This window comes from Lelliottia nimipressuralis (genome assembly GCF_004115925.1).
Lineage (GTDB): Bacteria > Pseudomonadota > Gammaproteobacteria > Enterobacterales > Enterobacteriaceae > Enterobacter > Enterobacter nimipressuralis.
Genome location: NZ_SDDX01000004.1, coordinates 159,607 through 185,947, shown reverse-complemented (window position 1 = coordinate 185,947; position 26,341 = coordinate 159,607). Strand labels below are relative to the sequence as shown.

Below are 26,341 nucleotides of genomic sequence, written 5' to 3'. Positions count from 1 at the left end.
CTGCGCTTTCGCAGGGAGGGGAAAGCAATGCGGGCGAGAATGCCCGCAGAGGAGAATCTTACGGCAGCACTTTTGCGGAGAGGATAACTACCGGTTTTGTCGGCACATTCTGGTATGGACCGACGTCGTGGGTCTGCACCTGAGAGATCTTGTCCGCCACGTCCATGCCTTTCACAACTTTACCGAAGACCGCATAACCAAAATCACGCTGACCGTGATCGAGGAAGGCGTTATCAGCAACGTTCAGGAAGAACTGGCTGGTCGCGCTGTCTTTGTCGGCAGTACGTGCCATGGAGATGGTGCCACGGGTGTTACGCAGGCCGTTATCGGCTTCGTTTTTGATCGGCGCGTTAGGCTGTTTCTGCTGCATCTGCTCGTTAAAACCGCCGCCCTGGAGCATGAAGCCCGGGATCACACGGTGGAATGTGGTGTTGTTATAGAAACCGCTATTGACGTAATCAAGGAAGTTTTTCACAGAAACAGGAGCTTTCTGGCTATTCAGTTCCAGCTCAATATTCCCGGCGGACGTTGTCAGCAAAACATGGGGGTCGCCTTTCGCTGCGAGAACAGCAGGAGAGACAGCAGAAAGAGCAAACACAGCTGCGACAGCCGCCAGAGTTGATTTGAGCATGAGAATTCCTTAAAAAAGCGCGGTAAATAAGGCAAGTTGCTTGATTCTAAAGAGCAGTATGGATGGAGGCCAGCCTTTTACCTAATTTTACGAATTTGAAACAGTTGTAACGGCGCAAACAGTTGAATCCAGCGGGTAAAAAGGTGATTTCCGTCATGATAAATACTGTAACGATGATCATAATTTTCAGAAAAGATTTAAATAGATCACTTTAATGACTAAAATCTGCCCGCACTTCGCGCGTCAACGCGCTTTACGTACATATACAAGGCAGACATGACTAACAGCAACCGCATCAAGCTCACATGGATCAGCTTCTTCTCGTACGCCCTCACCGGCGCACTGGTGATCGTCACCGGGATGGTAATGGGCAATATTGCCGATTATTTCCAGCTACCTGTTTCCAGCATGAGTAACACCTTCACCTTCCTGAACGCCGGGATCCTGATTTCGATCTTTTTAAACGCCTGGCTGATGGAAATCGTGCCGCTGAAAACTCAGTTGCGCTTCGGCTTTGTGCTGATGGTCGCCGCCGTGGCGGGCCTGATGGTCAGCCACAGTATCGCCCTGTTCTCGGCGTCGATGTTCGTTCTCGGGCTGGTCAGCGGGATCACCATGTCCATCGGGACTTTCCTGATCACCCACATGTATGAAGGCCGCCAGCGCGGCGCGCGTCTGCTATTCACCGACTCGTTCTTCAGCATGGCGGGGATGATCTTCCCAATGGTGGCCGCCGTTCTGCTGGCGCGTAGCATCGAGTGGTACTGGGTTTATGCCTGCATCGGGCTGGTGTACGTCGCTATCTTTATTCTGACCTTCGGCTGCGATTTCCCGGTACTGGGCAAAAAAGCGGTGCAAACCTCTGAGCCGGTGGTGAAAGAGAAATGGGGAATCGGCGTGCTGTTCCTCTCCATTGCCGCGCTGTGCTACATCCTCGGCCAGCTGGGCTTTATCTCGTGGGTGCCGGAATATGCCAAAGGGCTGGGCATGAGCCTGAACGACGCCGGTAAACTGGTGAGTGATTTCTGGATGTCGTACATGTTTGGCATGTGGGCGTTTAGCTTCATCCTGCGCTTCTTCGATCTGCAGCGTATCCTGACCGTACTGGCGGGCCTGGCAACCGTGCTGATGTATCTGTTCATCAACGGTTCGCCGGAGCATATGCCGTGGTTCATTCTGACCCTCGGTTTCTTCTCCAGCGCGATTTACACCTCAATCATTACGCTTGGCTCCCTGCAAACCAAAGTGGCGTCGCCGAAGCTGGTGAACTTTGTGCTGACCTGCGGCACCATCGGCACCATGCTGACCTTCGTGGTGACCGGTCCTATTGTGGCGCACAGTGGCCCGCTGGCAGCCCTGCACACGGCTAACGGCCTGTACGCCGTGGTGTTTGTGATGTGTCTGATTCTGGGCTTTGTCACCCGCCACCGTCAGCACAACACGGCAGCGGCTTCTCACTAATGCCTACGCCCCTTTGCCATCGGCGAAGGGGCTGTTTCGGGTAAAACTCACTTCCTCTCCCCCGCTATCGGTTTGTATCCACGTTTGCGCCAGCTGTGTGGTGGCGATCACCCGTCCCTGACGAATCGACCAGCGCACCGGCACCTGGCAACGCACCGCTTCAAAACCGCTCTCAGCAGGCAGAATAATCAGGTTCGCCGGATGACCCGTTTCGATGCCGTAATCCGTCAGGCCAAACGTTCTGGCGCTGTTGTGCGTGATCAGGTTTAACCCGCTGTCGATTTGCGGATAGCCCATCATCTGGCAAACATGCAGCCCCATGTGCAGCACCTGCAACATATTGCCCGTCCCCAGCGGATACCAGGGATCAAAGACGTCATCATGACCGAAGCAGACGTTAATTCCTGCCTCGAGCAGCTCTTTCACGCGAGTGATGCCGCGGCGTTTCGGATAGTCGTCAAAACGCCCTTGCAGATGGATATTCACCAGCGGATTGGCGACAAAGTTGATGTCTGACATTTTCAGCAAGCGGAACAGGCGCGACGTGTAAGCGCCGTTGTAGGAGTGCATCGCCGTGGTATGGCTGGCGGTCACGCGATGGCCAATGCCCGCCTCGTACGCCAGCATGGCGACGGTTTCGACGAAGCGCGACTGCTCATCGTCGATCTCATCGCAGTGGATATCCAGCGGGCGGTCATATTTTTTCGCCAGCGCGAAGGCGATGTGCAAGGACTCCACGCCGTACTCGCGGGTAAATTCAAAGTGCGGGATCGCCCCGACCACATCGGCCCCCAGTTTCAAGGCTTCCTCCAGCAGCGCCGCGCCGTTGGGATAAGAGAGAATGCCTTCCTGCGGGAATGCGACGATTTGCAGCGTAACCCACGGCGCCACCTCCTGCTTCACTTCCAGCATCGCTTTCAGGGCGGTAAGAGTCGGATCGGAGACATCCACATGGGTGCGCACGAACTGGATACCGTTGGCGATTTGCCATTTCAGGGTTTTCCACGCGCGGGCTTTGACATCGTCATGGCTGAGCAGCGCCTTGCGTTCGGCCCAGCGTTCGATGCCTTCAAACAGCGTCCCCGACTGGTTCCAGCTCGGTTCCCCGGCGGTTTGCGTCGTATCCAGATGAATATGAGGCTCGATAAACGGCGGAATCGCCAGTCCACCGCGAGCGTTAAGCACCTCATAACTTTCGTCATGAGCATCGCGCATCGGGGTGATCTCTGCAAAACGGCCATTCTCAATGCCGATTTGCCATAACCCTTCCCGGCCAGGTAACCGAACATTCTGAACCAGCCAAAGCGGTGTTGTCGTCATACCTTTCTCCCGAAAAATGCGGCTGAAATTAAGGGGTACGTCATCGTAATCATTAGCCCCCTAATTTGTATATAAATTAGACGCTCGCGAAAAGCTTGCTATTTCCATGACTTATAAAAATCCTGACAAATCAGGAATATACCCACTAAGTGGTAGGTTAAGGCGTATTTGATTTGCATCAATAAGTGCCCCTGCTGAATCGTTAAGGTAGGCAGTAATAGAAAAGAAATCGAGGCAAAAATGAGCAAAGTCAGACTCGCTATTATCGGTAACGGCATGGTCGGCCACCGCTTTATTGAGGATCTCCTTGATAAAGCTGACGCTGCCCAGTTCGATATTACCGTCTTCTGTGAAGAACCCCGCAAAGCATACGATCGTGTACACCTCTCTTCCTACTTCTCTCATCACACCGCGGAAGAACTTTCGCTGGTGCGTGAAGGTTTCTACGAGAAGCATGGCGTCAAGGTGCTGGTGGGCGAACGCGCTATCACCATCAACCGCCAGGAAAAAGTGATCCACTCCAGTGCCGGACGCACGGTTTTTTACGATAAGTTGATCATGGCGACTGGCTCTTACCCGTGGATCCCGCCAATCAAAGGCTCGGAAACGCAGGATTGCTTCGTTTATCGTACCATTGAAGACCTCAAAGCGATCGAATCCTGTGCACGCCGCAGTAAACGCGGTGCGGTAGTCGGCGGCGGTCTGCTGGGCCTCGAAGCGGCAGGCGCGCTGAAAAACCTGGGGGTCGAAACCCACGTCATCGAATTTGCCCCGATGCTGATGGCTGAACAACTCGACCACATGGGTGGCGATCAGCTGCGCCGTAAAATCGAAAGCATGGGTGTGAAAGTTCACACCAGCAAAAATACCAAAGAGATCGTTCAGGAAGGCACCGAAGCGCGTAAAACCATGCGCTTTGCCGACGGCAGCGAGCTGGAAGTCGACTTCATCGTCTTCTCCACCGGTATCCGCCCGCGCGATAAAATGGCGACCCAGTGCGGTCTGGCCGTGGCTCAGCGCGGCGGGATCATGATTAACGACGCCTGTCAGACCTCCGACCCGGACATTTACGCCATCGGCGAATGCGCCAGCTGGAACAACCGCGTGTATGGTCTGGTAGCTCCTGGCTACAAAATGGCGCAGGTCGCCGTTGACCATATTCTCGGTAACGAAAATGCCTTCACCGGCGCGGACATGAGCGCCAAGCTGAAACTGCTCGGCGTGGACGTCGGCGGGATCGGCGATGCGCACGGTCGCACACCAGGCTGTCGCAGCTACGTTTACCTCGACGAAAGCAAAGAGGTCTACAAACGCCTGATCGTCAGCCAGGACAACAAAAACCTGCTGGGTGCGGTGCTGGTGGGGGATACCAGCGATTTCGGTAATCTGCTGCAGCTGGTCCTGAACGCCATCGAACTGCCGGAAAACCCGGACGCGCTGATCCTGCCGGCTCACGCCTCCAACGGTAAACCTTCTATCGGCGTGGATAAACTGCCCGACAGCGCGCAGATTTGCTCCTGCTTCGACGTGACCAAAGGCATGCTGATTTCGGCGATCAACAAAGGCTACCACACCGTCGCCGCCCTGAAAGCCGAAACCAAAGCCGGTACCGGCTGCGGCGGCTGTATTCCGCTGGTCACCCAGGTGCTGAACGCCGAACTGGCGAAACAGGGCATCGAAGTGAACAACAACCTGTGTGAGCACTTCTCTTACTCACGCCAGGAGATTTACCACCTGATCCGCGTGGAAGGCATCAAAACCTTCGACGAACTGCTGCAAAAACACGGTCAGGGCTACGGCTGCGAAGTCTGTAAACCGACCGTCGGTTCACTGCTGGCCTCCTGCTGGAATGAATACATCCTGAAGCCAGAGCACACGCCGCTGCAGGACACCAACGACAACTTCCTGGCGAACATTCAGAAAGACGGGACCTACTCCGTGATCCCACGTTCCGCCGGTGGCGAAATCACCCCGGAAGGGCTGGTGGCGGTGGGCCGCGTGGCGCGCGAATTTAATCTGTACACCAAAATCACCGGTTCCCAGCGTATCGGCCTGTTTGGCGCGCAGAAAGATGACCTGCCGGAAATCTGGCGTCAGTTGATCGAAGCGGGCTTCGAAACCGGTCACGCGTATGCCAAAGCGCTGCGTATGGCGAAAACCTGCGTCGGCAGCACCTGGTGCCGTTACGGCGTGGGCGATAGCGTGGGCTTTGGCGTTGAGCTGGAAAACCGCTACAAAGGCATCCGTACCCCACACAAAATGAAGTTTGGCGTCTCCGGCTGTACCCGCGAATGTGCGGAAGCGCAGGGTAAAGACGTGGGGATTATCGCCACCGAAAAAGGCTGGAACCTGTACGTATGCGGTAACGGCGGGATGAAGCCGCGTCACGCCGACCTGCTGGCGGCCGATCTCGATCGCGAAACCCTGCTCAAGTATCTCGACCGCTTCATGATGTTCTACATTCGTACCGCCGACAAACTGACCCGTACCGCCTCCTGGCTCGATAACCTGGAAGGCGGCATCGAATATCTGAAATCGGTGATCATCGACGATAAACTTGGCCTGAACGAGCATCTGGAAGAAGAGATTTCCCGCCTGCGCGAGGCCGTCATTTGCGAGTGGACAGAAACCGTCAACACGCCAGCCGCGCAGGTTCGCTTCAAACACTTTATCAACAGCACCCAGCGCGATCCGAACGTACAGGTTGTTCCTGAGCGCGAGCAGCACCGTCCGGCAACGCCATACGAGCGCATTCCGGTGACTCTGGTGGAGGAAAACGTATGAGCCAGTGGGTAAACATCTGCAAAATCGACGACATCATTCCGGCAACCGGCGTCTGTGCGCTGCTGGGCAACGAGCATGTGGCGATCTTCCGCCCGCGCCACGATGAACAGCTCTTCGCGATCAGCAATATCGATCCGTTCTTTGAGGCCAGCGTGTTGTCTCGCGGCCTGATTGCTGAACACCAGGGCGAGCTGTGGGTCGCCAGCCCGCTGAAAAAACAGCGTTTCCGCTTAACGGACGGGCACTGTATGGAAGATGAAAGTCACTCTGTGAAGCACTACGACGTCCGCGTTAAAGACGGCAATGTGCAGCTGAAAGGCTAAACCAGAACGGGAGGCGCAATGCCTCCCGTGCGTTTCACATGTTTTCTGTATGACGCTTGTCGTTACGGGTATGCTACTCGCAAAGCGGAGCATCCGACTCCGTAAACCATCGCAACTGTTCAGGCGAAAGCCCACTCTTAAGAGGTAATGTCGTGGATCACCTGCCGATTTTCTGTCAATTACGCCATCGCGACTGCCTGCTGGTGGGCGGTGGCGATGTCGCTGAACGCAAAGCGCGTCTCCTGTTAGAAGCGGGTGCCCGACTGACGGTGAATGCCCTCGCCTTTGACCCGCAGTTTAACGTATGGGCGCAGGAAGGCATGCTGACACTGGTCGAAGGCGAATTCGACGAAGCGCTGCTCGACACCTGCTGGCTGACCATTGCCGCTACAGATAACGACGAAGTGAACCAGCGCGTCAGCGACGCCTGTGAAACCCGCCGTATTTTCTGCAATGTGGTCGACGCGCCAAAAGAAGCCAGTTTTATTATGCCGTCGATTATCGACCGCTCGCCGCTGATGGTGGCGGTGTCGTCCGGCGGCACCTCTCCGGTGCTGGCGCGTTTGCTGCGTGAGAAACTGGAAGCGATACTGCCTCAGCATCTTGGTCAGGTGGCGCACTACGCGGGGCAACTCCGCTCGCGAGTGAAGAAAACCTTCGCCACCGTTGGCGAGCGCCGTCGCTTCTGGGAAAAATTCTTTGTAAACGATCGCCTGGCGCAGTCGCTGGCGAATCAGGATCAGAAAGCCATTACCGAGACCACCGAACGCCTGCTGACCGAGCCGCTGGACCATCGCGGTGAAGTGGTGCTGGTTGGCGCAGGGCCGGGTGACGCGGGGCTATTGACCCTGAAAGGGCTGCAGCAGATCCAGCAGGCGGATATCGTGGTTTACGATCGTCTGGTCTCTGATGACATCATGAATCTGGTGCGCCGCGACGCTGACCGGGTATTCGTGGGTAAACGCGCCGGGTATCACTGCGTGCCGCAGGAAGAGATTAACCAGATTCTGCTGCGCGAAGCGCAAAAAGGAAAACGCGTGGTGCGCCTGAAGGGCGGCGATCCGTTTATCTTTGGCCGCGGCGGTGAAGAGCTAGAAACGCTCTGCAATGCGGGTATTCCGTTCTCGGTTGTACCGGGAATTACGGCAGCGTCTGGCTGCTCGGCCTACTCCGGTATTCCGCTGACTCATCGCGATTACGCCCAGAGCGTGCGCCTGGTGACGGGCCACCTGAAAACTGGCAGCGAGCTGGACTGGCATAACCTGGCCGCAGAGAAACAGACGCTGGTGTTCTACATGGGGCTAAACCAGGCGGCCACTATTCAGGAAAAACTGCTGGAACACGGTATGCCGGAGGATATGCCGGTGGCGCTGGTGGAAAACGGTACTGCCATTACGCAACGCGTGGTGAGCGGCGTTCTGACTCAACTGGGTGAACTGGCGCAGCAGGTGGAAAGCCCGGCGCTGATCGTTGTCGGCCGCGTGGTCGAACTGCGCGAAAAGCTGAACTGGTTCTCTAACCATTAATCACCCCCGCATATTCACACTTCAGGGAGTAGTCTTTAACCGGACTACTCCCGCCTGGCACCTGCCGATAACATACCGCCTGCGAAATGGAATCTTTTACATTAATTCCCTCATTTTACATCCAAAAGTACGGCTCCATTACAAGGAAAGTGTATGTTTAAACTGGCAAAAGCGGCTGTGTTAGTTGGCTTGTTATCTACCCTGACGGCGTGTACGGGTCACGTACAAAACACCAAAAACAACTGCGGCTATGATTACTTCCTGCACCCTGCGATCTCGATTTCGAAAATGATCGGCGGCTGCGGCCCGGCGGCAGAACAGCCGTAAGTCTTTTTCAGGCACAAAAAAACCGGGAATATCCCGGTTTTTTTATGGGTGCAGAGCGGTTGCTTCGCCGGGTAGCGCTCGCGCTTTCCCGGTCTACGTCAAACCACCCGGCAACGGCTTACGGCTTACCCACAAACCCAATCGCGTCATACACCGCTTTCAGGGTTTCAGACGCACGGGCGCTGGCTTTGTCAGCACCGTCGCGCATCACGTTGTTCAGGAACGCTTCGTCGTTGCGGAAACGGTGATAACGCTCCTGCAGGTCAGTCAGCATGCCGGAAACCGCCTCAGCCACTTCCCCTTTCAGGTGACCATACATTTTGCCTTCGAAATGCTGCTCAAGCTCAGGGATGCTCTGACCGGTCACCCCGGAGAGAATATCCAGCAGGTTTGATACGCCCGCTTTGTTCTGCACGTCGTAGCGAACAACAGGCGGCTCGTCGGAGTCGGTCACTGCACGCTTAAGCTTCTTAACCACCGCTTTCGGATCTTCCAGCAGGCCGATCACGTTATTGCGGTTATCGTCGGACTTGGACATCTTCTTGGTCGGCTCAAGCAGAGACATCACGCGCGCGCCGGATTTCGGAATGAACGGCTCTGGTACTTTGAAGACATCACCATAAATGGCATTGAAGCGCTGGGCGATATCACGGCTAAGCTCCAGATGCTGTTTCTGGTCTTCACCGACCGGGACCTGGTTAGTCTGGTACAGCAGAATATCTGCTGCCATCAGCACCGGATAGTCAAACAGACCGGCGTTAATGTTTTCGGAGTAGCGCGCAGATTTGTCTTTGAACTGGGTCATGCGGCTCAGTTCACCGAAATAGGTGTAGCAGTTCAGCGCCCAGCCGAGCTGTGCGTGTTCTGGCACGTGAGACTGCACGAAGATGGTGCTTTTCTCAGGATCGATGCCACAGGCCAGGTACATCGCCAGCGTATCCAGCGTCGCTTTACGCAGTTTTTCTGGATCCTGACGCGCGGTAATCGCGTGTAAATCCACGATGCAGTAGATGCAGTGATAATCATCCTGCATGTTGACCCACTGACGTAACGCACCCATGTAGTTACCAATGGTCAATTCACCTGAAGGCTGTGCGCCACTAAATACGATGGGCTTAGTCATTTTTCGATTCCTGATGTTCACTGTGTGAAAGCCCGAGTGCGGGCAGTAAATCTTTGAAGTGATCGAACACCACGTCCGGCTCACTCAGCGTAATGGCTTCACCGTAGTTGTAGCCATAGGTTAGGCCGACAGAGGGGGATCCTGCCGATTTGGCCGCCAGAATATCATTGCGCGAATCGCCGACAAAGAGCAGCTGTTCAGGCGATAACGACAGTTTTCCTGCCACCAGTAATATCGGCTCAGGATGTGGCTTTTTGTTTTGTACGTCATCACCGCCGACGATCACGGAGAAATACTTCGCGATGCCCAGCGCTTCAAGCAGCGGAGCGACAAACGGCGTCGGCTTGTTGGTCACCAGCGCCAGCGGCAGGCCGTTAGAATGCAGCGCGCTAAGGGTTTCCACCACGTCCGGGAACAGGAAGCTGCCCTCTTCCACCGTCTCTTCATAGTAACGATTGAAGAGTTTACGCAGGACGCGTAACTGTTCGTCTTGGGGGATATCCGAGTGATCAACGCCGGGTTTACCCTGCGCGGCACGCTGAATCGCACGCTCCTGGCGCGCCCATGTCAGGGCACGTTCCATCAGCACGTCTGCGCCGTTACCGATCCAGGTTACTACGCGATCTTCGCCTGCCATCGGCAGCTCGAGCGCATAGAGCGCCTGATCCACGGCGCTGGTTAAACCTGGTGCGCTGTCGACCAGCGTGCCATCGAGGTCGAACGCGACGCCCCGAATTGCCTTCAACTTATCCATGACTTACCTTTGCCAGTTCAGCGCGCATTTCTTCAATGACTTTTTTGTAATCCGGTTGGTCGAAAATCGCCGAGCCGGCAACGAACATATCCGCACCCGCCGCCGCGATTTCGCCGATGTTGTTGACCTTCACGCCGCCGTCCACTTCCAGGCGGATATCATAGCCAGACTCATCAATACGACGGCGCACTTCGCGCAGTTTATCCAGCGTTTGCGGGATAAAGGACTGGCCGCCAAAGCCTGGGTTAACGGACATCAGCAGGATCACATCCAGCTTATCCATGACGTAATCAAGGTAGCTGAGCGGGGTTGCCGGGTTAAACACCAGGCCCGCTTTGCAGCCGTTTTCTTTAATCAGCTGCAGCGTGCGATCGACATGCTCGGAGGCTTCGGGATGGAAGGTAATGATGCTGGCCCCTGCGGCGGCAAAATCCGGCACAATGCGATCGACCGGTTTCACCATCAGGTGAACGTCAATCGGGGCGGTGATGCCGTAGTTACGCAGCGCTTTCAGAACCATCGGGCCAATGGTCAGGTTCGGCACGTAGTGGTTGTCCATAACGTCGAAATGGACCACATCCGCACCGGCGGCTAAGGCGTTGGCCGTATCTTCACCCAGGCGGGCGAAATCGGCTGACAGAATTGAGGGAGCAATCAAAAACTGTTTCATCCGCATCTCCTTGAAATGTAGTTACCGGCGGGCGAAACGGCTCAGGGTCGATAAAGAGCCAGCAGTTCGTCCACCTTTTTACGTGTGCCACCGTTGCTGCTGATACTGCGCCGCACTTTAAGCTGAATACGATCGTTCGCCGCTTTGTACCACTCGCGAGTATCAGGCGTGTCATGGTTCGAAATTAACACCGTGATTTGCTTACTGACCAGCTTTTCCGCCATTTCAGCCAGATGAGCCTGCTCTTTCGGGCTGAAGCTGTTGGTGTGATAGGCGGTAAAATTCGCCGTGGCCGAGAGCGGGGCGTAAGGCGGATCGCAATAAACCACGGAGTCCGCGTTCGCCATTTCCATACACTCTTCATACGAGATGCAATGGAACTCCGCTTTCTGTGCCTTTTCGGCAAAATGCTGCAGCTCGGCCAGCGGGAAGTAGGGACGCTTGTAGCGGCCAAACGGCACGTTAAATTCACCCTTCAGGTTGTACCGGCACAGGCCATTGTAGCCATGACGGTTCAGATACAAGAACAACTGCGCGCGACGGAACGCATCCGTGCTCTGGTTGAACTCGGCGCGGTACTGATAGTAGGCGTCCGGGTTGTTGTTCTCTGGGGTAAAGAGTTGACGCGCCGCATCGATATACTCATCTGTCTGAGTTTTAACGATGTTGTAGAGGGTAATGAGATCGCTGTTTATATCCGCAAGGATATAGCGAGAAAAGTCGGTGTTCAGGAACACCGACCCGGCACCCACGAAGGGCTCGATAAGACACTCGCCTTTCGGCAGATGTTTATTAATATCGTCGAGCAGGGGGTATTTCCCCCCTGCCCATTTTAGAAAAGCGCGATTTTTTTTCATGCTGACTAACTAATTACACCTTCTCCGGCTGTGGAAAAAGCTCCGACAGCATCCTGCGCTTTAACCATTACTTCAAATCAGCCTGAACCTGATGAATCGGTTTCGCCCACGGGTTTTTCGCCTGAACATCCGCAGGTAACGCGGAGACTGCGCGTTTCGCTTCGTCTTTAGACGCGTACACACCGCTCACCAGCACATACCAGGGTTGTCCGTTGCGGGTCGTCTGATAAACCACATAGTTTTTCAGATTCGATTTCTTCGCCCAGCCGTTCAGATTGTCGTAGCTGGAAGAGCTGCTCAACTGAAGCGTGTAGTTGCTGGAAGGCGCTGATTTCAGCGAACCCACGTTGCCCGTAGATTTACCCGTGGCTGCAGCGCTGGCCGTTGCCGTCGCGGCTGGCGCAGGCGTGGCTGCTGGCGTTGAGGTCGTGGCCTTCGGTGCAGTCGTTGTCGCAGCAGGCGCTTTCACAGCTGCGGTTTCGGTCTGCTTAGGCTGTGCAACAGGTTTCGCTTCTGGCGCTTTCGCAACCGTCTGCGGTTTGGTTTCACGCTTCGGCTCAATGACAGCCTGTTTGCGCTCTGGTCGAGGCGCAGCCTGGGTCTGAGTCTGACGCGGTTTGGTTTCCGTTGCTGCGGTTTGCGGTTGAGCCGCGCCACCACGAATCGGTGCTACCGTCGCAGGCTCGGTTGGCAGCGTAGAGTTAGCCACTACGTTGTTCACCTGATCCTGACTCTGCGGTTGGGTCAGTGCGTTATTCAGATCGCCCTGAACTTCTACACGCTGCTGGCCTTCTGGCGTAGCAGGCGTTTGACCCTGAGTTGGCGTTGAGGAGACAGGCGGCAGAGAAACATCCTGCGTCGCATTTGCAGTTGCAGTCTGCTCAGCAGATGTTGTGCCAGGCGCAGGCTGCGCACCATTGGCCTGATCGGCAGTGTCATTCCCCGAAAGATTAATGCTCTTTTCGGCAGAAGGCGTCTGCTCAGTGGAATCCGTTGACGGTGCTTTCAGCGCGGAGCCGATGCCGATAATCAGCAGCAGCAGGACAAACACGCCAAGGCCCATCATGATGTACTGGCGGGAAGCCGGTTTTTTGGCTGCCGCTTTACGTTTGCGTGGGCGACGCTCTACAGGCTCTTCGTCCATTGAATCTTCTTCGGACTCATAACCCTCTTCTTCTTCTCGCTCATCACGCGCATTGCGGCTGCGTGACGGACGACGATCGTCTGCATCCAAATCAACATCGTCAAAGTTGATTTGCGGCTCGTTATCACGTTCTGAAGATTGACGAGAACGACCAGTACGACGATCGCTGGGATCGGGTTTCAGCTCGTCTTCTGGTTTGAATTCATCCATTTAACACCCCACTCAAAGGCTCATGCTTACGACGTTGCATTGCACCTGAATCTAAATAGCCACCTTTAACAGTAGCCAGACCTTTCTAGTTGTTACGCCTGCTGGCAATCAGCAATCGCGCCAAGAACCACTTCGTGCGACACTCCGCCGCGCACTTCACTCTTCCCTATTGCCAGCGGGAGGACTAAACGCATCTCGCCAGCCAATACTTTTTTATCACGCATCATGTGGGGTAAATACGCTTGCGAAGACATCTCGCGTGGTCCCGTCACCGGTAAATCCGCGCGCTCCAGCAGCGTGATGATGCGTTGAGTCTCTTCTTTCGTGAACTGACCCAGACGTTCGGAGGTGCGAGCAGCCATTACCATGCCTGCAGCAACCGCTTCACCATGAAGCCAGTTACCGTAGCCCATTTCGGCTTCAATCGCGTGACCGTACGTATGCCCCAGATTCAGTAAAGCACGTAAGCCGGTTTCCCGCTCGTCCGCTGCAACGACTTCTGCTTTCAGCTCACAACAACGGCGGATGCAATACGCCAGCGCTTGACCGTCAAGGTTAAGCAGCGCATCCATGTTCTCTTCCAGCCAGGTGAAGAACTCACCGTCAAGAATAATGCCGTATTTGATCACTTCAGCAAGGCCTGACGCCAGTTCGCGTTTAGGCAGAGTTTTCAGACAGTCGAGATCCACCACCACCGAAGCAGGCTGGTAGAACGCGCCAATCATGTTTTTGCCAAGCGGATGATTGACGGCCGTTTTGCCGCCAACTGAGGAGTCGACTTGCGAGAGTAACGTGGTAGGAATTTGAATAAAACGAACACCACGTTGATAACTTGCCGCAGCAAACCCCGTCAGATCGCCAACAACACCACCGCCCAGGGCAAGTAGTGTCGTATCGCGACCATGCGGTTTTTGCAGTAATGCGGTGAAGACGGTATCGAGTACCGCCAGGCTTTTATACTGCTCGCCATCAGGCAGAATCACACTGTCGACCTTCACGCCTGCCTGTTCCAGCAGATGACGAATCTTGTCGAGATAAAGCGGAGCCAGAGTCTCGTTGGTGACCAGCATTGCCTGATCACCCGCTTTCAGTGGTAAGAAGGAAGCTGGATCGTTAAACAAGCCAGCCGCGATGGTGATAGGGTAACTACGTTCCCCGAGAGTAACTGTAATCCTCTCCATGACGCGACATCCACCTTAAATGCTTATACCCGTGGGCGAGTGTATATAAAGCCAGAATCAGTTGCTTTCCAGCATATGAATAATCTGGTTTGCAACCACTTTAGCGCTCTGATCGTCGGTACGAATGGTTACATCAGCAATCTCTTCGTACAGTGGATTGCGCTCACCGGCCAATGCTTCCAGAACTTCACGTGGAGGCGTTTCAACTTGCAGTAACGGGCGCTTTTTATCGCGCTGCGTCCGTGCCAGCTGTTTTTCGATGGTCGTCTCAAGATAGACCACAACGCCGCGGGCGGAGAGACGGTTACGAGTTTCGCGAGATTTTACAGAACCACCGCCCGTTGCCAGCACGATGCCCTGTTTTTCCGTAAGTTCATTGATAACTTTTTCTTCACGGTCACGGAAACCTTCTTCGCCTTCTACATCGAAGACCCAGCCCACATCAGCTCCGGTTCGTTTCTCAATCTCTTGATCAGAATCGTAAAATTCCATATTGAGTTGTTGAGCCAACTGGCGCCCAATAGTGCTTTTGCCGGCACCCATAGGCCCAACCAGAAAGATATTGCGTTTCTCTGCCATTTTTTCGGTACTACTAAGACTATTCGTTAATGGTAATCCCCGCTTCGCAGACACTCAGCGTAGCAGGACATGAACTGAAACCTCATATGCGATAGTGCGAGAGTCAGACTAAAAATTATCTCAGTAGTCCTGCTTGTTTGGCAACTGATTAAATCACCACGCCAGATGCTTAAAGCAACAAGAGGTAAGATTAGGAGAAGCTGAAACTCAAATCGGTACTCCTTGTATGCTAATTCATGCCCCACGTCAAACATCTGCAACAAACTGGCTGCAAAATCCTCGCGGGGATCGTTTCCATTATTGAATACTAATCAGACGCGGTGTGATGAAGACCACCAGCTCGCGCCGCTCGTTATCCTTGCCATCGTGGCGAAAGAGTTGCCCCACCCAGGGAAGCCCACCGAGACCAGGAATACTGTCACTGCCCGTTTTATTCTTTTGCGAGAAAATTCCCCCCAGCGCGAGTGTTTCACCGCTTTTTACTTCCACCTGCGTTTCGATTTCCTGTTTATCAATCGCCAGGGTTTCGCCATCGGCCTGCTGTAAAACCTGGCCAGGCATATTTTCGCTAATGTGTAACTTTAATCGCACGCGGCCATTTGGAAGCACCACGGGCGTCACTTCCATCCCCAGCACCGCCTCTTTGAACTCCACCGATGTCGCCCCGCTCTCACCGCTGGACACCTGATACGGAATTTCACTGCCCTGTTTGATACTGGCAGGCTGCATATGCGACGCCAATAGCCGTGGGCTGGCGATGATCTCCAGCTGCTGCTTTTGCTCCAGTGCCGACAGCTCCAGATCCAACAGCCTGCCGTCGATCCGTCCAATATTAAATCCGACGTGCGTTGTGGCACTCGCCACTGACAAATCAGCACCCAGCGTGGTGACTTGCCCCGGTGAACCGGCACTCTGCGCCTCCGCCAGATTCCACTTCACCCCCAGTTCACGCAGGCTTTTTTCATTGATGGTGACGATATGGGCGGCGAGTTCCACCTGCGCCACGGGCAGGTCCATCTGTTCGACCCAGTGCTCCAGAGAATCGAGTACTACGGGGATATCCCGCACCAGCAGGCGGTTGGTGCGTTTATCCACGGAGAGGCTGCCCTTGGGGCTGAGCTGTTTTTCCGCCGCTTTTTGCAGCTCGGTGACATCCGCGTAGGCTAAAGAGAGCGCGCGCGAGGAGAGCGGCACATTCAGTTTCTGCTGCGCCAGCTCCTCCTCTTTTCGCGTCTGCTGCTCACGTTGCCCTGCGGCGGTGTTGACATAGAAAATGCCGCCCTCTTCGCGCAAAACCAGTCCGGCGCTGGTCACGACGATGTGCAGCGCCTGCCGCCACGGCACATGGGTGAGATGCAGCGAAAGCGCGCCTTTTACGTCCGGTGCAACAATCAGATTGCGGCCCTCAAGCTCCACCAGTGACTGTAAAATCTGCACCACGGGTACATCATCCACCGCCAGAGTGACGGGTTTTGGCACTGCGGCCCATGTCGGCATGCTGAGCATCATCAGCAGGATGATTCTCCTGAGTCGTTTCATTCTTCGTTCCCTCTCGTTGCCATCGCCACGCTTTCGGCTCGCATCCCTCGCCAAGCCCGACGACCATTTCCGTTTCATTGAATGTCAGCACCTGCCAGCCCGCTGGCAGTCGTTCGCCCTGCCGTATGCGATGCCAGCGCTCCTGCTCATCCTTGACGATACCCACAGCACTTCCGCTCTGGATCATCCCCTGATAGCGCCAGCGCGCTAATGTCCCTGTGGCACAGCGATCGTCCGGCGGGCGGAAGGGGTCACGCATGCCGGTGAGCAGTGCCAGTGAACACAAAATCAGACAGCGCAGCTCAGTTCGCATCGGTGTTCTCCACCTGCAAAACCAGCTGTAACCGCGTCTCCTCCGGCTTGACGGAAAACCCACTCACGGCCATCCCACGCTGCGCGAGCCGCTCAAACAAGGCCGGAATCTGCGCCCAGTCTACTTTCAGCGTTAATTCACCTCCGTTCGCACCAGGCAGCCAGCGCACCAGCCGCACGCCGTCGGTTTGAAAATCCAGTGGAGAAAACGGCAGCGACGCGGGGATCACAGGCGCAGCCAAAACCGGATGTGGCTGCGCTTCACTCAACCATAATTCAGCGCGCTCTGCGCCAGCCTGACTTCGCTTTACCTCAAGCTGCGAGAGCTGCTGAATGACCGGACGCGCCAACAGCAGCCAGGCACCCAGCAGAACAGCAACTGTAAAAAGGCTCCAGCAGAACAGGCGCGTGCGCGGTAGAAACCCATACCAGCGTTCATAAAAGAGGCGCACGGTTCACCCCTGGCTCGTGAGGGTAAAACTGAACGTCCAGCGTCCCTCAGTGTCCTGCTGCATTTCACCCGCAGGCCCGAGAATAAAACCCGGCAGTTGCCTGAGCGACGCCGCCAGTGCAGAAAGGGCGACGGGTGTCGCGGCAAACCCCGTCAACATTAGCCGAGGCTTCTGGTACTGAAGCTGTGTCAGCCACGCCTGCTCCGGCATCGCTGACGCCAGTGAAACCAACGATGATTGCCAGGCCTGTGTTTTCGCGCGCTGTACTCCAGTTTGCAGGGTTTGCGGGTGCGCTTTCTGCAGCGCCTGCCACTGCGCGCGGTGGGCGTGCAGCTTTTGTTGAATCACGCGCTCACCCGCCAGATGCGCCTCCAGCGCCCGCACCTTAAGCCCATCGCCAGTTCGCAGGTTTATCATCACGGCAAGAGAAACCAGACCGGAGCCTGCAAAAAGCCATACCCAAAAACGCCAGCAGGCTTGCTGTTTTTGATGGCGCCACGGCAAAAAGTTAGTCGTTGTCACTCGAAGAGTTCTCCCATCGCGAGGGCCAGAGCAACGGTAAATTCCGCGCCACATTCAGGCAGCGGCGGCTGAGAACGCGCCAGCAGGCTAAAAGGATCACGCGCTGCGGCGTCGAAGAGCGCGATATCCTCAGGGCTGAGCGCTAACAGGGCCGCCAGCTCGGCCACATCTTTCGCCTCATCCGCGCGTTTTCGCCCCCACTGGTGACGCATCGACCATAGCCAGTGCTGGCCGTCGCACCACGCCACGCATTGCGCGGGAGGGTCAAGAAGCGGCAGGAGATTCGCCAGCGCCGCAGCGTCGGGCGTGATCGCCGCCACATGCAGACGCAACGACTCCCCGAGCGTTAACAGCGCCGCCACCTCCTGGTTTTGTGCGGCTGTGACGTGAAAGGCACGGCTAAAGGTGTCTTGCGTATAGTCAAAGCACAGCGCTTCTGGCGGCATTTCCAGTTCACGGGAGATCGCTGAGGCAATCCACGACGCCTGTTCACTGTCGCGTAACGTCAGCGCCGGAGCAGGCAGCGTCTTTTGCAGCGTGCGGGCGGCCGGAAATGCGATAAACAGGCGGTGGTGATGGGGCAGTGCCTGACTCCAGTCCCTCAGCGCCGCAACCAGTTGTTCCGGCTGGATAATTTTCCCATCGCGGATAATTCCCGCCGGTAGCGGGATATGCCACCAGCGGCGCAGACACCACCCGGTGCGCTCCTGGGTGACTGAGACAGCCAGAACGCTATCTTGATGAAGATGAAAACCTGTTCGCCACGTTTTGAAAGCCATACTTCACGATCTCCTTATCGCCCGTCAGGTGACGGCTCTATCAATGCTTCAGGCTTGCCTTTATACTACCGCGCGATTGTTTAGAAACTGCCCAAGTGAAACTAAATGGGAAATCTCCAGTGAAGTTCGTAAAGTATTTATTGATCCTTGCAGTCTGTTGCATTCTGCTGGGAGCAGGCTCGATTTATGGTTTGTACAAATATATTGAGCCGCAACTACCCGATGTCGCCACACTGCGTGATGTGCGACTCCAGATCCCAATGCAGGTCTATAGCGCCGATGGCGAGTTGATCGCCCAGTACGGCGAAAAACGACGTATCCCGCTGACCCTTAACCAGATTCCGCCGGTGATGGTGAAAGCCTTTATCGCCACGGAAGACAGCCGTTTTTACGAACACCATGGCGTCGATCCGGTGGGGATTTTCCGTGCCGCCAGCGTCGCGCTGTTCTCTGGTCGTGCCTCTCAGGGGGCGAGTACCATCACGCAGCAGCTGGCGCGTAACTTCTTCCTGAGCCCGGAAAAAACCCTGACGCGTAAGATCAAAGAGGTGTTCCTTGCCATTCGCATCGAGCAACTGCTGAGCAAAGACGAGATCCTTGAGCTTTACCTCAACAAGATCTATCTGGGCTATCGCGCCTATGGCGTAGGTGCGGCGGCGCAGGTCTATTTCGGTAAACCTGTCGATCAGCTGACCTTAAGCGAGATGGCGACCATTGCCGGTCTGCCGAAAGCGCCGTCAACGTTCAACCCGCTCTACTCCCTCAACCGCGCCACTGCGCGTCGTAACGTGGTGTTGTCGCGCATGCTGAGCGAAGGCTACATCAGCCAGACTGAGTACGATCAGGCACGCAACGACGCCATCGACGCCAACTATCACGCGCCGGAAATCGCCTTCTCCGCCCCCTATCTGACCGAAATGGTTCGACAGGAGATGGTCAGCCGTTACGGCGAGCAGGCGTATGAAGATGGCTACCGGATCACCACTACCATCACCCGCAAAGTGCAGCAGGCGGCACAGCAGGCGGTGCGTAACAACGTGATGGATTACGACATGCGCCACGGCTACCGTGGCCCGTCGAACGTGCTGTGGAAAGTGGGCGAAAGCGCATGGGACAGCAAAAAAATCATCGACTCCCTGAAAACGCTGCCGACCTACGGGCCGCTGTTACCGGCTGTGGTCACCAGTGCCGATCCGCAGGAAGCCACCGCGATGATGGCCGACGGCACCTCCGTGTCGCTGCGCATGGACGGTATCCGCTGGGCGCGTCCGTATCGCTCTGATACAGCGCAAGGCCCGACGCCGCGTAAAGTGACCGATGCGGTGCAAACCGGACAGCAAATCTGGGTGCGTCAGGTGAACGACGCCTGGTGGCTGGCGCAGGTTCCCGACGTGAACTCCGCGCTGGTGTCGATCAATCCGCAAAACGGTGCCGTGATGGCGCTGGTTGGCGGCTTTGATTTCAACCAGAGCAAATTTAACCGTGCGACGCAGGCGCTGCGCCAGGTCGGCTCGAACATCAAACCGTTCCTGTACACCGCGGCGATGGATAAAGGTCTGACGCTGGCGAGTATTCTCAACGACGTACCGATTTCACGCTGGGATGCGGGTGCCGGTTCCGACTGGCAGCCGAAAAACTCCCCGCCGGAATATTCTGGCCCTATCCGTTTACGCCAGGGTCTGGGGCAGTCCAAAAACGTGGTGATGGTTCGCGCGATGCGCGCAATGGGCGTCGATTACGCGGCAGAGTACCTGCAGCGCTTCGGCTTCCCGGCGCAAAATATTGTGCATACGGAATCGCTGGCTCTCGGCTCCGCCTCCTTTACGCCATTGCAGGTGGCACGCGGTTACTCGGTGATGGCTAACGGCGGCTTCCTGGTCGACCCGTATTTCATCAGCAAGATTGAAAACGATCAGGGCGGCGTGCTGTTTGAGGCGAAACCGAAAATCGCCTGCCCGGAGTGCGATATTCCGGTGATTTATGGCGATACGCCAAAATCAAACGTGCTGGATAACAAAGATATGGAAGACGTTGCTCAGTCGCAGGAGCAGCAAAACGCCGTCGTTCCGCAGCCGCAGCTTGAGCAGGCAAACCAGGCGCTGGTCGCCCAAAGCGGCGCGCAGGAGTATGCACCGCACGTGATCAACACGCCGCTGTCGTTCCTGATCAAGAGCGCACTGAACACCAACATCTTTGGGGAACCGGGCTGGCAGGGTACGGGCTGGCGTGCGGGGCGTGATTTGCAGCGCCACGACATCGGCGGTAAAACCGGGACTACCAACAGCTCAAAAGACGCCTGGTTCTCGGGTTACGGCCCGGGCGTGGTGACATCCGTGTGGATCGGTTTTGACGATCACCGCCGCGATTTGGGCCGCACAACGGCATCCGGCGCGATTAAAGATCAGATTTCGGGTTACGAAGGTGGAGCGAAGAGTGCGCAGCCAGCCTGGGACGCTTACATGAAAGCGGTTCTTGAGGGCGTACCGGAGCAGCCGCTTACCCCTCCGCCAGGTATCGTGACGGTGAATATCGATCGCAGCACCGGTCAGTTAGCGAACGGTGGTAACAGCCGGGCAGAGTATTTCATCGAAGGCACGCAGCCGACCACACAGGCAGTGCATGAGGTGGGAACCGAGCTTATCGATAACGGCGAGACGCACGAGTTGTTCTAAGAAGTAAAATGCAAAACGGCTGCCCTAAGGCTGCCGTTTTTAACAATCCAGGCCGGGTAAGGTAATACACCCCCCGGTTTTTTAAGCGCTACAGCCGACCCTGTCCTTTCAGCCATTCCCTCACCAGGAACAGCGCACTCACGTTACGCGCTTCGTTAAAATCGGGTTCTTCCAGCAGATCCATCAGATGCGCCAGTGGCCAGCGCACCTGCGGCAGCGGCTCAGGCTCATCCCCTTCCAGCTTCTCCGGATAGAGATCTTCTGCCAGCACGATATTCATTTTGCTGGAGAAATAGGACGGCGCCATGCTCAGCTTTTTCAAAAACGTCAGATCTTTCGCGCCAAAACCCACTTCTTCTTTCAGCTCGCGATTCGCCGCTTCAAAAACGGTTTCACCGGGATCGATAAGCCCTTTCGAGAAACCCAGCTCATAGGATTCTGTGCCCACCGCATATTCGTGGATCAGGATCAGGTGATCGTCCACAATGGGGATGATCATCACCGCCTCGCGCGTGGAGGGCCGCATACGTTCATATACGCGACGCACGCCGTTGCTGAACTCCAGGTCGACACTTTCCACCGTAAACAGGCGTGATTTGGCGACGGTTTCAACATTCAGAATGGTGGGCTTTTGTAAGGGTTTGCTCATCTTGATGGGTCTTTGCTGTGTGAACTGAGTGCATTGTGCGATACGCCGCACGGTTTCGGCAATGTCAATCGCTCTTTATTTACATTTTTGCAACGTGTCGTGAGTTAATCCTCATTTCACAACAAAAGTCAAGAGGTTGAAATAACTCCAGGAATTTGCTGATATCCCGCCTTCGCTGCCTTTGCTATTATCTCCGGTCACTGGGATGCGCTTCAAAACGCTCAAGTTCGACTCCATACTTGCCGATAGCCAACCACAGAGACTCATTCACGGTAAAGGGTGCAACTGACAACACCTGAAGATAAGTAAGATGGGGAAAGCATGAGCACCATTCTAATAATTTTCGTTGCTATGCTGGCCTGCGCATTGCTCGCAGGGTGGTTATTCAGGCGTCGGGCACAACGGCAATACCGTCTGCCTTTTTTAAACGCCTTTGCCGGAGCCACCACGCGCAAACTCGCACCTGAAGAGCGCAGCGCGATTGAAAATTACCTCGATACGTTGAACCGTGTCCTGCAGACGCCAGGCCCGACCGGCGCCAGCACCGCGCCCATCTCCCTGACGCTGAACGCGCAAAGCGATACTGTGCTCTGCGTGACGCGCTCGATCACCCGCTACGGCATTAACACCGACGATCCCAATAAATGGCGCTACTATCTCGACTCCGTCGAGGTGCATCTGCCGCCGTTCTGGGAACAATATATTAATGACGAAAATAGCGTTGAGCTGATCCATACAGATTCCATCCCGCTGGTGATTGCCCTGAATGGCCATACGCTGAGCGAATATGTTCAGGAAGCGCCGCGCTTTGCGCTGGAACGCACCAGCGGCACGCAGGCCTCCATTCGCGGCGAAGAGACCGAGCAGATCGAACTGCTGAATATTCGCCAGGAAACCCACGAAGAGTACGCCCTCAGCCGCCCGGACGGCATTCGTGAAGCGGTCCTTATTGTCGCCGCCTTCCTGCTCTTTTTCTTCTGCCTGATGACGCCCGACGTTTTTGCGCCGTGGCTCGCAGGCGGCGCCGTTCTGCTGCTGGCCGCAGGCCTGTGGGGATTGTTCGCGAAACCGGCCAAAACCGCACTGCGGGAAATCCACTGCCTGCGCGGTACGCCAAAGCGGTGGGGGCTGTTCGGCGAGAACGATCAGGAGCATATCAACAACATTTCGCTCGGGATTATCGACCTGATCTATCCCCGCCACTGGCAGCCGTGGATCGCTCAGGATTTAGGGCAGAAAACCGATATCGATATTTACCTCGACCGCCACGTCGTGCGTCAGGGCCGTTTCTTATCGCTTCATGATGAAGTGAAAAACTTCCCGCTGCAGCACTGGCTGCGCAGTACCGTCATCGCCGGTGGCGCTGCGCTGGTGCTGGCGATGCTGATTTTGCTGGTACCGCTCGATATGCCGATCAAATTCACTCTTTCCTGGATCAAAGGCGCACAAACCATTGAAGCCACCAGCGTTAATCAGCTGGAAGAGGCCGGTGTGCGCGTGGGTGATACGCTGAAGCTGAAAGGAACGGGCATGTGTAATATCCATGCGCCTGGCACCTGGAACACGCGGCAGAATTCACCGTTTACGCCGTTTGATTGCTCACAAATCATCTGGAACGACGCCCCACCGCTACCGCTGCCGGAATCAGACACCGTCAGCAAAGCGACAGCCCTGACGCAGGCGCTGAGCCGCCAGCTTCATCCAAAGCCGGAAGACAACTCCCGTGTAAGCCAGTCCCTGCGCGCCGCGATTCAGAAATCCGGAATGGTGCTGCTGGATGATTTTGGCGACATCGTGATGAAAACCCAGGATTTATGCTCTGCGGAAGATGAGTGTGTACGTCTCAAAAACGCGCTGGTGAATCTCGGGAACAGCAAAGACTGGGAAGCGCTGGTGAAACGCGCTGACGCAGGGCGTCTCGATGGCGTGAACGTTCTGCTGCGCCCGGTGAGTGCCGAATCGCTTGAGAATCTGGTGACCACCTCCACCGCACCGTTTGTGATGCGGGAAACCACCCGCGCGGCCCAGGCGTTAAACAGCCCGGCACCGGGTGGGTTTGTGATTGTCAGTGACGAGGGCAGCGATTTGGTCGACCAGCCTTATCCGCCGGTGGCCCTGTATGATTATCCGGCCCAGGATCAGTGGGGTGAATTCCAGCGCCTGGCGCAGATGCTGATGCAAACGCCGTTCAGTGCCGAAGGGATTGTGACGGGCATTTTCACGGACGCCAACGGCACGCGCCACGTTGACCTGCACCGTATGCCGGACAGCGCCGGATTGTGGCGTTATATCGGCACCACCCTGCTGATGCTGGCAATGCTGGTGTGCATTATCTGGAACGGGATTGCCGCCCTGCGCCGCTATCAGCGCTCGCGCACGCGTCTTGCAGAGATCCAGCAGTACTACGAGAACTGCCTCAACCCGCAGCTCATCCCCGCGCCTGACAGCCTGATCGGATAATACCGCTGCGCGACAGTTATGCTACCCTGTCGCGCACGTTTCTTCTGGCTGGAGAGTTCCCCTCATGCATCTTGATATTGCCTGGCAGGACGTTGATACCGTCCTGCTGGATATGGACGGCACGCTGCTCGATCTCGCATTTGATACCCACTTCTGGCAAAAGCTGGTGCCTGAAACTTATGGCGCGCAGCAGGGCATCACTCCGGCAGAAGCGCAGGATTATATTCGCCAGCAGTATCACGCCGTGCAGCATACGCTAAACTGGTACTGCCTGGATTACTGGAGCGAAAAGCTCGGGCTGGATATCTGCGCCATGACCACCGCCCAGGGACCGAACGCGGTGCTGCGCGACGATACGGTGCCATTTCTGGACGCACTAAAAGCGAGCGGCAAGCGACGCATTTTGCTGACCAACGCGCATCCGCACAATCTGGCGGTAAAGCTCGAACATACCGGGTTAGCGTCACACCTTGATTTATTACTTTCCACCCACACATTTGGTTATCCGAAAGAGGATCAGCGATTGTGGCAGGCCGTGGCGGAAGAGACCGGTTTGCAGCCCGAAAGAACCTTGTTCATTGATGACAGTGAACCGATTCTGGATTCGGCGGCAAAATTTGGTATTCGCTATTGTCTGGGCGTGACGAATCCTGATTCCGGCCTGGCGGATAAAAGCTATCTGCGGCATCCGGCGCTGAACGACTATCGCCGAATGATCCCCTCACTCACCGTGAAGGAGACGCCATGAAAGAAAAACCCTCCGAAGGGGTAAGACTGGATAAGTGGCTGTGGGCCGCCCGTTTTTATAAAACGCGCGCGCTGGCCCGTGAAATGGTCGACGGGGGAAAGGTGCACTACAACGGGCAGCGCAGCAAGCCAAGTAAACTTGTCGAACTGAATGCCACCCTGACCCTGCGCCAGGGAAACGATGAACGCACGGTGATCGTCAAAGCCGTTACCGAGCATCGTCGCCCGGCTGCCGAAGCAGTTCTGATGTATGAAGAGACGGCGGAAAGCGTTGAAAAGCGCGAGAAAGTGGCGCTGGCTCGCAAGATGAATGCCCTCACCATGCCGCATCCGGACAGGCGACCGGATAAAAAAGAACGTCGCGATCTGATGAAATTTAAACACGGCGAACACGAGTAATCGCCGTTTAAAGAGAGAAAATTATGTCCCAACACGACCAATTACATCGCTATCTGTTTGAACAATTTGCCGTTCGCGGCGAGCTGGTGACGGTATCCGAAACCTGGAAACAGATCCTCGAAAACCACAGCTATCCTCAGCCGGTGAAAAACATCCTTGGCGAACTGCTGGTGGCGACCAGCCTGCTGACAGCGACGCTGAAGTTTGCAGGGGATATCACCGTGCAGCTGCAGGGCGACGGCCCGATGACCCTGGCGGTGATCAACGGCAATAACCAGCAGCAGATGCGCGGTGTGGCGCGCGTGCAGGGTGAGGTGCCGGAAGGTGCTGATTTGAAAACGCTGGTGGGCAACGGTTTCCTGGTGATTACTATTACGCCAGAAGAAGGCGAGCGCTATCAGGGCGTAGTGGGTCTGGAAGGCGATACGCTGGCCGCGTGCCTGGAAGATTACTTCCTGCGTTCCGAACAGCTGCCAACACGCCTGTTTATCCGCACCGGTGAAGTGGACGGTCAACTGGCGGCGGGCGGTATGCTCCTGCAGGTTCTGCCTGCTCAAAATGCGCAGGGCAACGATTTCGAGCATCTGGCGACGCTGACCGAAACCATCAAAGCAGAAGAGCTGTTTACGCTGCCTGCGAATGAAGTGCTGTGGCGTCTGTATCACGAAGAAGAGGTGACGCTTTACGATCCGCAGGACGTGGAGTTCAAATGCACCTGTTCCCGTGAACGTTGCGCAGGCGCGCTGCGTACTCTGCCGGACGAAGAGATCGACAGCATCATGGCTGAAGATGGCGAAATCGATATGAACTGTGATTACTGTGGTTCTCACTACGTGTTCAACTCGATGGATATCGCCGAGATCCGCAACAACGCCTCCCCGGCGGATCCGCAGGTTCATTGATGCCCTCCCCCTCACGCC

At 55.9% G+C, this 26,341-nt stretch carries 25 protein-coding genes; 10 read left to right on the top strand and 15 right to left on the bottom strand.

Annotated features, from left to right (window positions below):
* Window positions 1-58 precede the first annotated feature (58 nt).
* A complete protein-coding gene (gene ppiA, locus ETG88_RS04695; protein ID WP_095283699.1) occupies window positions 59-631 on the bottom strand; it encodes a peptidylprolyl isomerase A in 573 nt (190 codons plus the stop codon).
* 276 nt (window positions 632-907) lie between these two features.
* Here ppiA and tsgA point away from each other — a divergent pair, with 276 nt between their 5' ends.
* On the top strand, window positions 908-2,092 hold the full coding sequence (tsgA, locus tag ETG88_RS04690) for an MFS transporter TsgA (RefSeq protein ID WP_102105346.1): 1,185 nt from the start codon (window positions 908-910) through the stop codon (window positions 2,090-2,092).
* Between the two features lie 3 nt (window positions 2,093-2,095).
* Here tsgA and ETG88_RS04685 read toward each other — a convergent pair whose 3' ends face one another.
* Window positions 2,096-3,412: a cytosine deaminase gene (locus tag ETG88_RS04685; RefSeq protein WP_129034795.1), complete on the bottom strand. Its 1,317-nt coding sequence runs from the start codon at window positions 3,410-3,412 to the stop codon at window positions 2,096-2,098.
* A gap of 240 nt (window positions 3,413-3,652) precedes the next feature.
* Here ETG88_RS04685 and nirB point away from each other — a divergent pair, with 240 nt between their 5' ends.
* The 4 genes from nirB to ETG88_RS04665 all read left to right on the top strand — a co-directional run bounded on the left by nirB (window position 3,653) and on the right by ETG88_RS04665 (window position 8,372).
* The gene (gene nirB, locus ETG88_RS04680; RefSeq protein WP_129034794.1) at window positions 3,653-6,196 is read left to right on the top strand and encodes a nitrite reductase large subunit NirB; all 2,544 of its coding nucleotides are present in this window, start codon (window positions 3,653-3,655) and stop codon (window positions 6,194-6,196) included.
* A complete protein-coding gene (gene nirD, locus ETG88_RS04675) occupies window positions 6,193-6,519 on the top strand; it encodes a nitrite reductase small subunit NirD (protein ID WP_102105343.1) in 327 nt (108 codons plus the stop codon). Before nirB ends, nirD begins: the two co-directional genes overlap by 4 nt.
* A 152-nt stretch (window positions 6,520-6,671) precedes the next feature.
* Window positions 6,672-8,045, top strand: coding sequence for a siroheme synthase CysG (gene cysG / locus ETG88_RS04670; RefSeq protein WP_129034793.1), 1,374 nt, complete (start codon window positions 6,672-6,674; stop codon window positions 8,043-8,045).
* A gap of 153 nt (window positions 8,046-8,198) precedes the next feature.
* A complete protein-coding gene (locus ETG88_RS04665) occupies window positions 8,199-8,372 on the top strand; it encodes a YhfL family protein (protein ID WP_100778616.1) in 174 nt (57 codons plus the stop codon).
* A gap of 118 nt (window positions 8,373-8,490) precedes the next feature.
* Here the strand turns inward: ETG88_RS04665 and trpS are convergent, their stop codons facing one another.
* The 12 genes from trpS to ETG88_RS04600 all read right to left on the bottom strand — a co-directional run bounded on the left by trpS (window position 8,491) and on the right by ETG88_RS04600 (window position 18,494).
* Window positions 8,491-9,495: a tryptophan--tRNA ligase gene (gene trpS / locus ETG88_RS04660; protein WP_129034792.1), complete on the bottom strand. Its 1,005-nt coding sequence runs from the start codon at window positions 9,493-9,495 to the stop codon at window positions 8,491-8,493.
* Window positions 9,488-10,249: a phosphoglycolate phosphatase gene (gph, locus tag ETG88_RS04655; protein WP_100778614.1), complete on the bottom strand. Its 762-nt coding sequence runs from the start codon at window positions 10,247-10,249 to the stop codon at window positions 9,488-9,490. The genes trpS and gph overlap by 8 nt, the downstream gene beginning before the upstream one ends.
* Complete coding sequence (gene rpe / locus ETG88_RS04650) at window positions 10,242-10,919, bottom strand: ribulose-phosphate 3-epimerase (RefSeq protein WP_100778613.1); 678 nt, start codon at window positions 10,917-10,919, stop codon at window positions 10,242-10,244. Before rpe ends, gph begins: the two co-directional genes overlap by 8 nt.
* Before the next feature lie 41 nt (window positions 10,920-10,960).
* Entirely contained in the window at window positions 10,961-11,776 is an 816-nt protein-coding gene (gene dam, locus ETG88_RS04645) for an adenine-specific DNA-methyltransferase (protein WP_102105340.1), read from the bottom strand.
* Window positions 11,777-11,843: 67 nt separating this feature from the next.
* Entirely contained in the window at window positions 11,844-13,130 is a 1,287-nt protein-coding gene (gene damX / locus ETG88_RS04640) for a cell division protein DamX (RefSeq protein ID WP_129034791.1), read from the bottom strand.
* 92 nt (window positions 13,131-13,222) lie between these two features.
* Complete coding sequence (gene aroB / locus ETG88_RS04635) at window positions 13,223-14,311, bottom strand: 3-dehydroquinate synthase (protein ID WP_129034790.1); 1,089 nt, start codon at window positions 14,309-14,311, stop codon at window positions 13,223-13,225.
* Window positions 14,312-14,368: 57 nt separating this feature from the next.
* The gene (gene aroK / locus ETG88_RS04630; protein WP_010436374.1) at window positions 14,369-14,890 is read right to left on the bottom strand and encodes a shikimate kinase AroK; all 522 of its coding nucleotides are present in this window, start codon (window positions 14,888-14,890) and stop codon (window positions 14,369-14,371) included.
* Window positions 14,891-15,187: 297 nt separating this feature from the next.
* Window positions 15,188-16,429 (bottom strand): DNA uptake porin HofQ, encoded by a 1,242-nt coding sequence (hofQ, locus tag ETG88_RS04620; protein WP_100778608.1) that lies wholly within the window; start codon window positions 16,427-16,429, stop codon window positions 15,188-15,190.
* A complete protein-coding gene (locus ETG88_RS04615; protein ID WP_129034789.1) occupies window positions 16,338-16,742 on the bottom strand; it encodes a HofP DNA utilization family protein in 405 nt (134 codons plus the stop codon). Before ETG88_RS04615 ends, hofQ begins: the two co-directional genes overlap by 92 nt.
* Window positions 16,732-17,193, bottom strand: coding sequence for a HofO family protein (locus ETG88_RS04610; protein WP_129034788.1), 462 nt, complete (start codon window positions 17,191-17,193; stop codon window positions 16,732-16,734). The genes ETG88_RS04615 and ETG88_RS04610 overlap by 11 nt, the downstream gene beginning before the upstream one ends.
* Window positions 17,194-17,196: 3 nt before the next feature.
* The gene (locus tag ETG88_RS04605) at window positions 17,197-17,715 is read right to left on the bottom strand and encodes a PilN domain-containing protein (RefSeq protein WP_129034787.1); all 519 of its coding nucleotides are present in this window, start codon (window positions 17,713-17,715) and stop codon (window positions 17,197-17,199) included.
* Window positions 17,712-18,494, bottom strand: coding sequence for a type IV pilus biogenesis protein PilM (locus ETG88_RS04600; protein ID WP_129034786.1), 783 nt, complete (start codon window positions 18,492-18,494; stop codon window positions 17,712-17,714). The genes ETG88_RS04605 and ETG88_RS04600 overlap by 4 nt, the downstream gene beginning before the upstream one ends.
* A gap of 119 nt (window positions 18,495-18,613) precedes the next feature.
* Here ETG88_RS04600 and mrcA point away from each other — a divergent pair, with 119 nt between their 5' ends.
* Window positions 18,614-21,166 carry a peptidoglycan glycosyltransferase/peptidoglycan DD-transpeptidase MrcA gene (mrcA, locus tag ETG88_RS04595; RefSeq protein ID WP_102105333.1) on the top strand — a complete coding sequence of 851 codons (2,553 nt, stop codon included), beginning with the start codon at window positions 18,614-18,616 and terminating at the stop codon, window positions 21,164-21,166.
* 88 nt (window positions 21,167-21,254) lie between these two features.
* Here the strand turns inward: mrcA and nudE are convergent, their stop codons facing one another.
* Window positions 21,255-21,815: an ADP compounds hydrolase NudE gene (gene nudE / locus ETG88_RS04590; RefSeq protein ID WP_100778602.1), complete on the bottom strand. Its 561-nt coding sequence runs from the start codon at window positions 21,813-21,815 to the stop codon at window positions 21,255-21,257.
* Window positions 21,816-22,136: 321 nt separating this feature from the next.
* On the opposite strand from nudE, the gene ETG88_RS04580 reads away from it, so the two are divergent.
* From ETG88_RS04580 to hslO, 4 genes are all read left to right on the top strand, one after another.
* Complete coding sequence (locus ETG88_RS04580) at window positions 22,137-24,275, top strand: intracellular growth attenuator family protein (protein WP_100778601.1); 2,139 nt, start codon at window positions 22,137-22,139, stop codon at window positions 24,273-24,275.
* A 64-nt stretch (window positions 24,276-24,339) separates the two neighbouring features.
* A complete protein-coding gene (gene yrfG / locus ETG88_RS04575; RefSeq protein WP_102105332.1) occupies window positions 24,340-25,023 on the top strand; it encodes a GMP/IMP nucleotidase in 684 nt (227 codons plus the stop codon).
* Window positions 25,020-25,421, top strand: a complete 402-nt coding sequence (gene hslR, locus ETG88_RS04570) for a ribosome-associated heat shock protein Hsp15 (protein ID WP_100778599.1) — start codon at window positions 25,020-25,022, stop codon at window positions 25,419-25,421. Before yrfG ends, hslR begins: the two co-directional genes overlap by 4 nt.
* A gap of 23 nt (window positions 25,422-25,444) precedes the next feature.
* Window positions 25,445-26,323: an Hsp33 family molecular chaperone HslO gene (gene hslO, locus ETG88_RS04565; protein ID WP_100778598.1), complete on the top strand. Its 879-nt coding sequence runs from the start codon at window positions 25,445-25,447 to the stop codon at window positions 26,321-26,323.
* The last annotated feature ends 18 nt before the right edge of the window (window positions 26,324-26,341 follow it).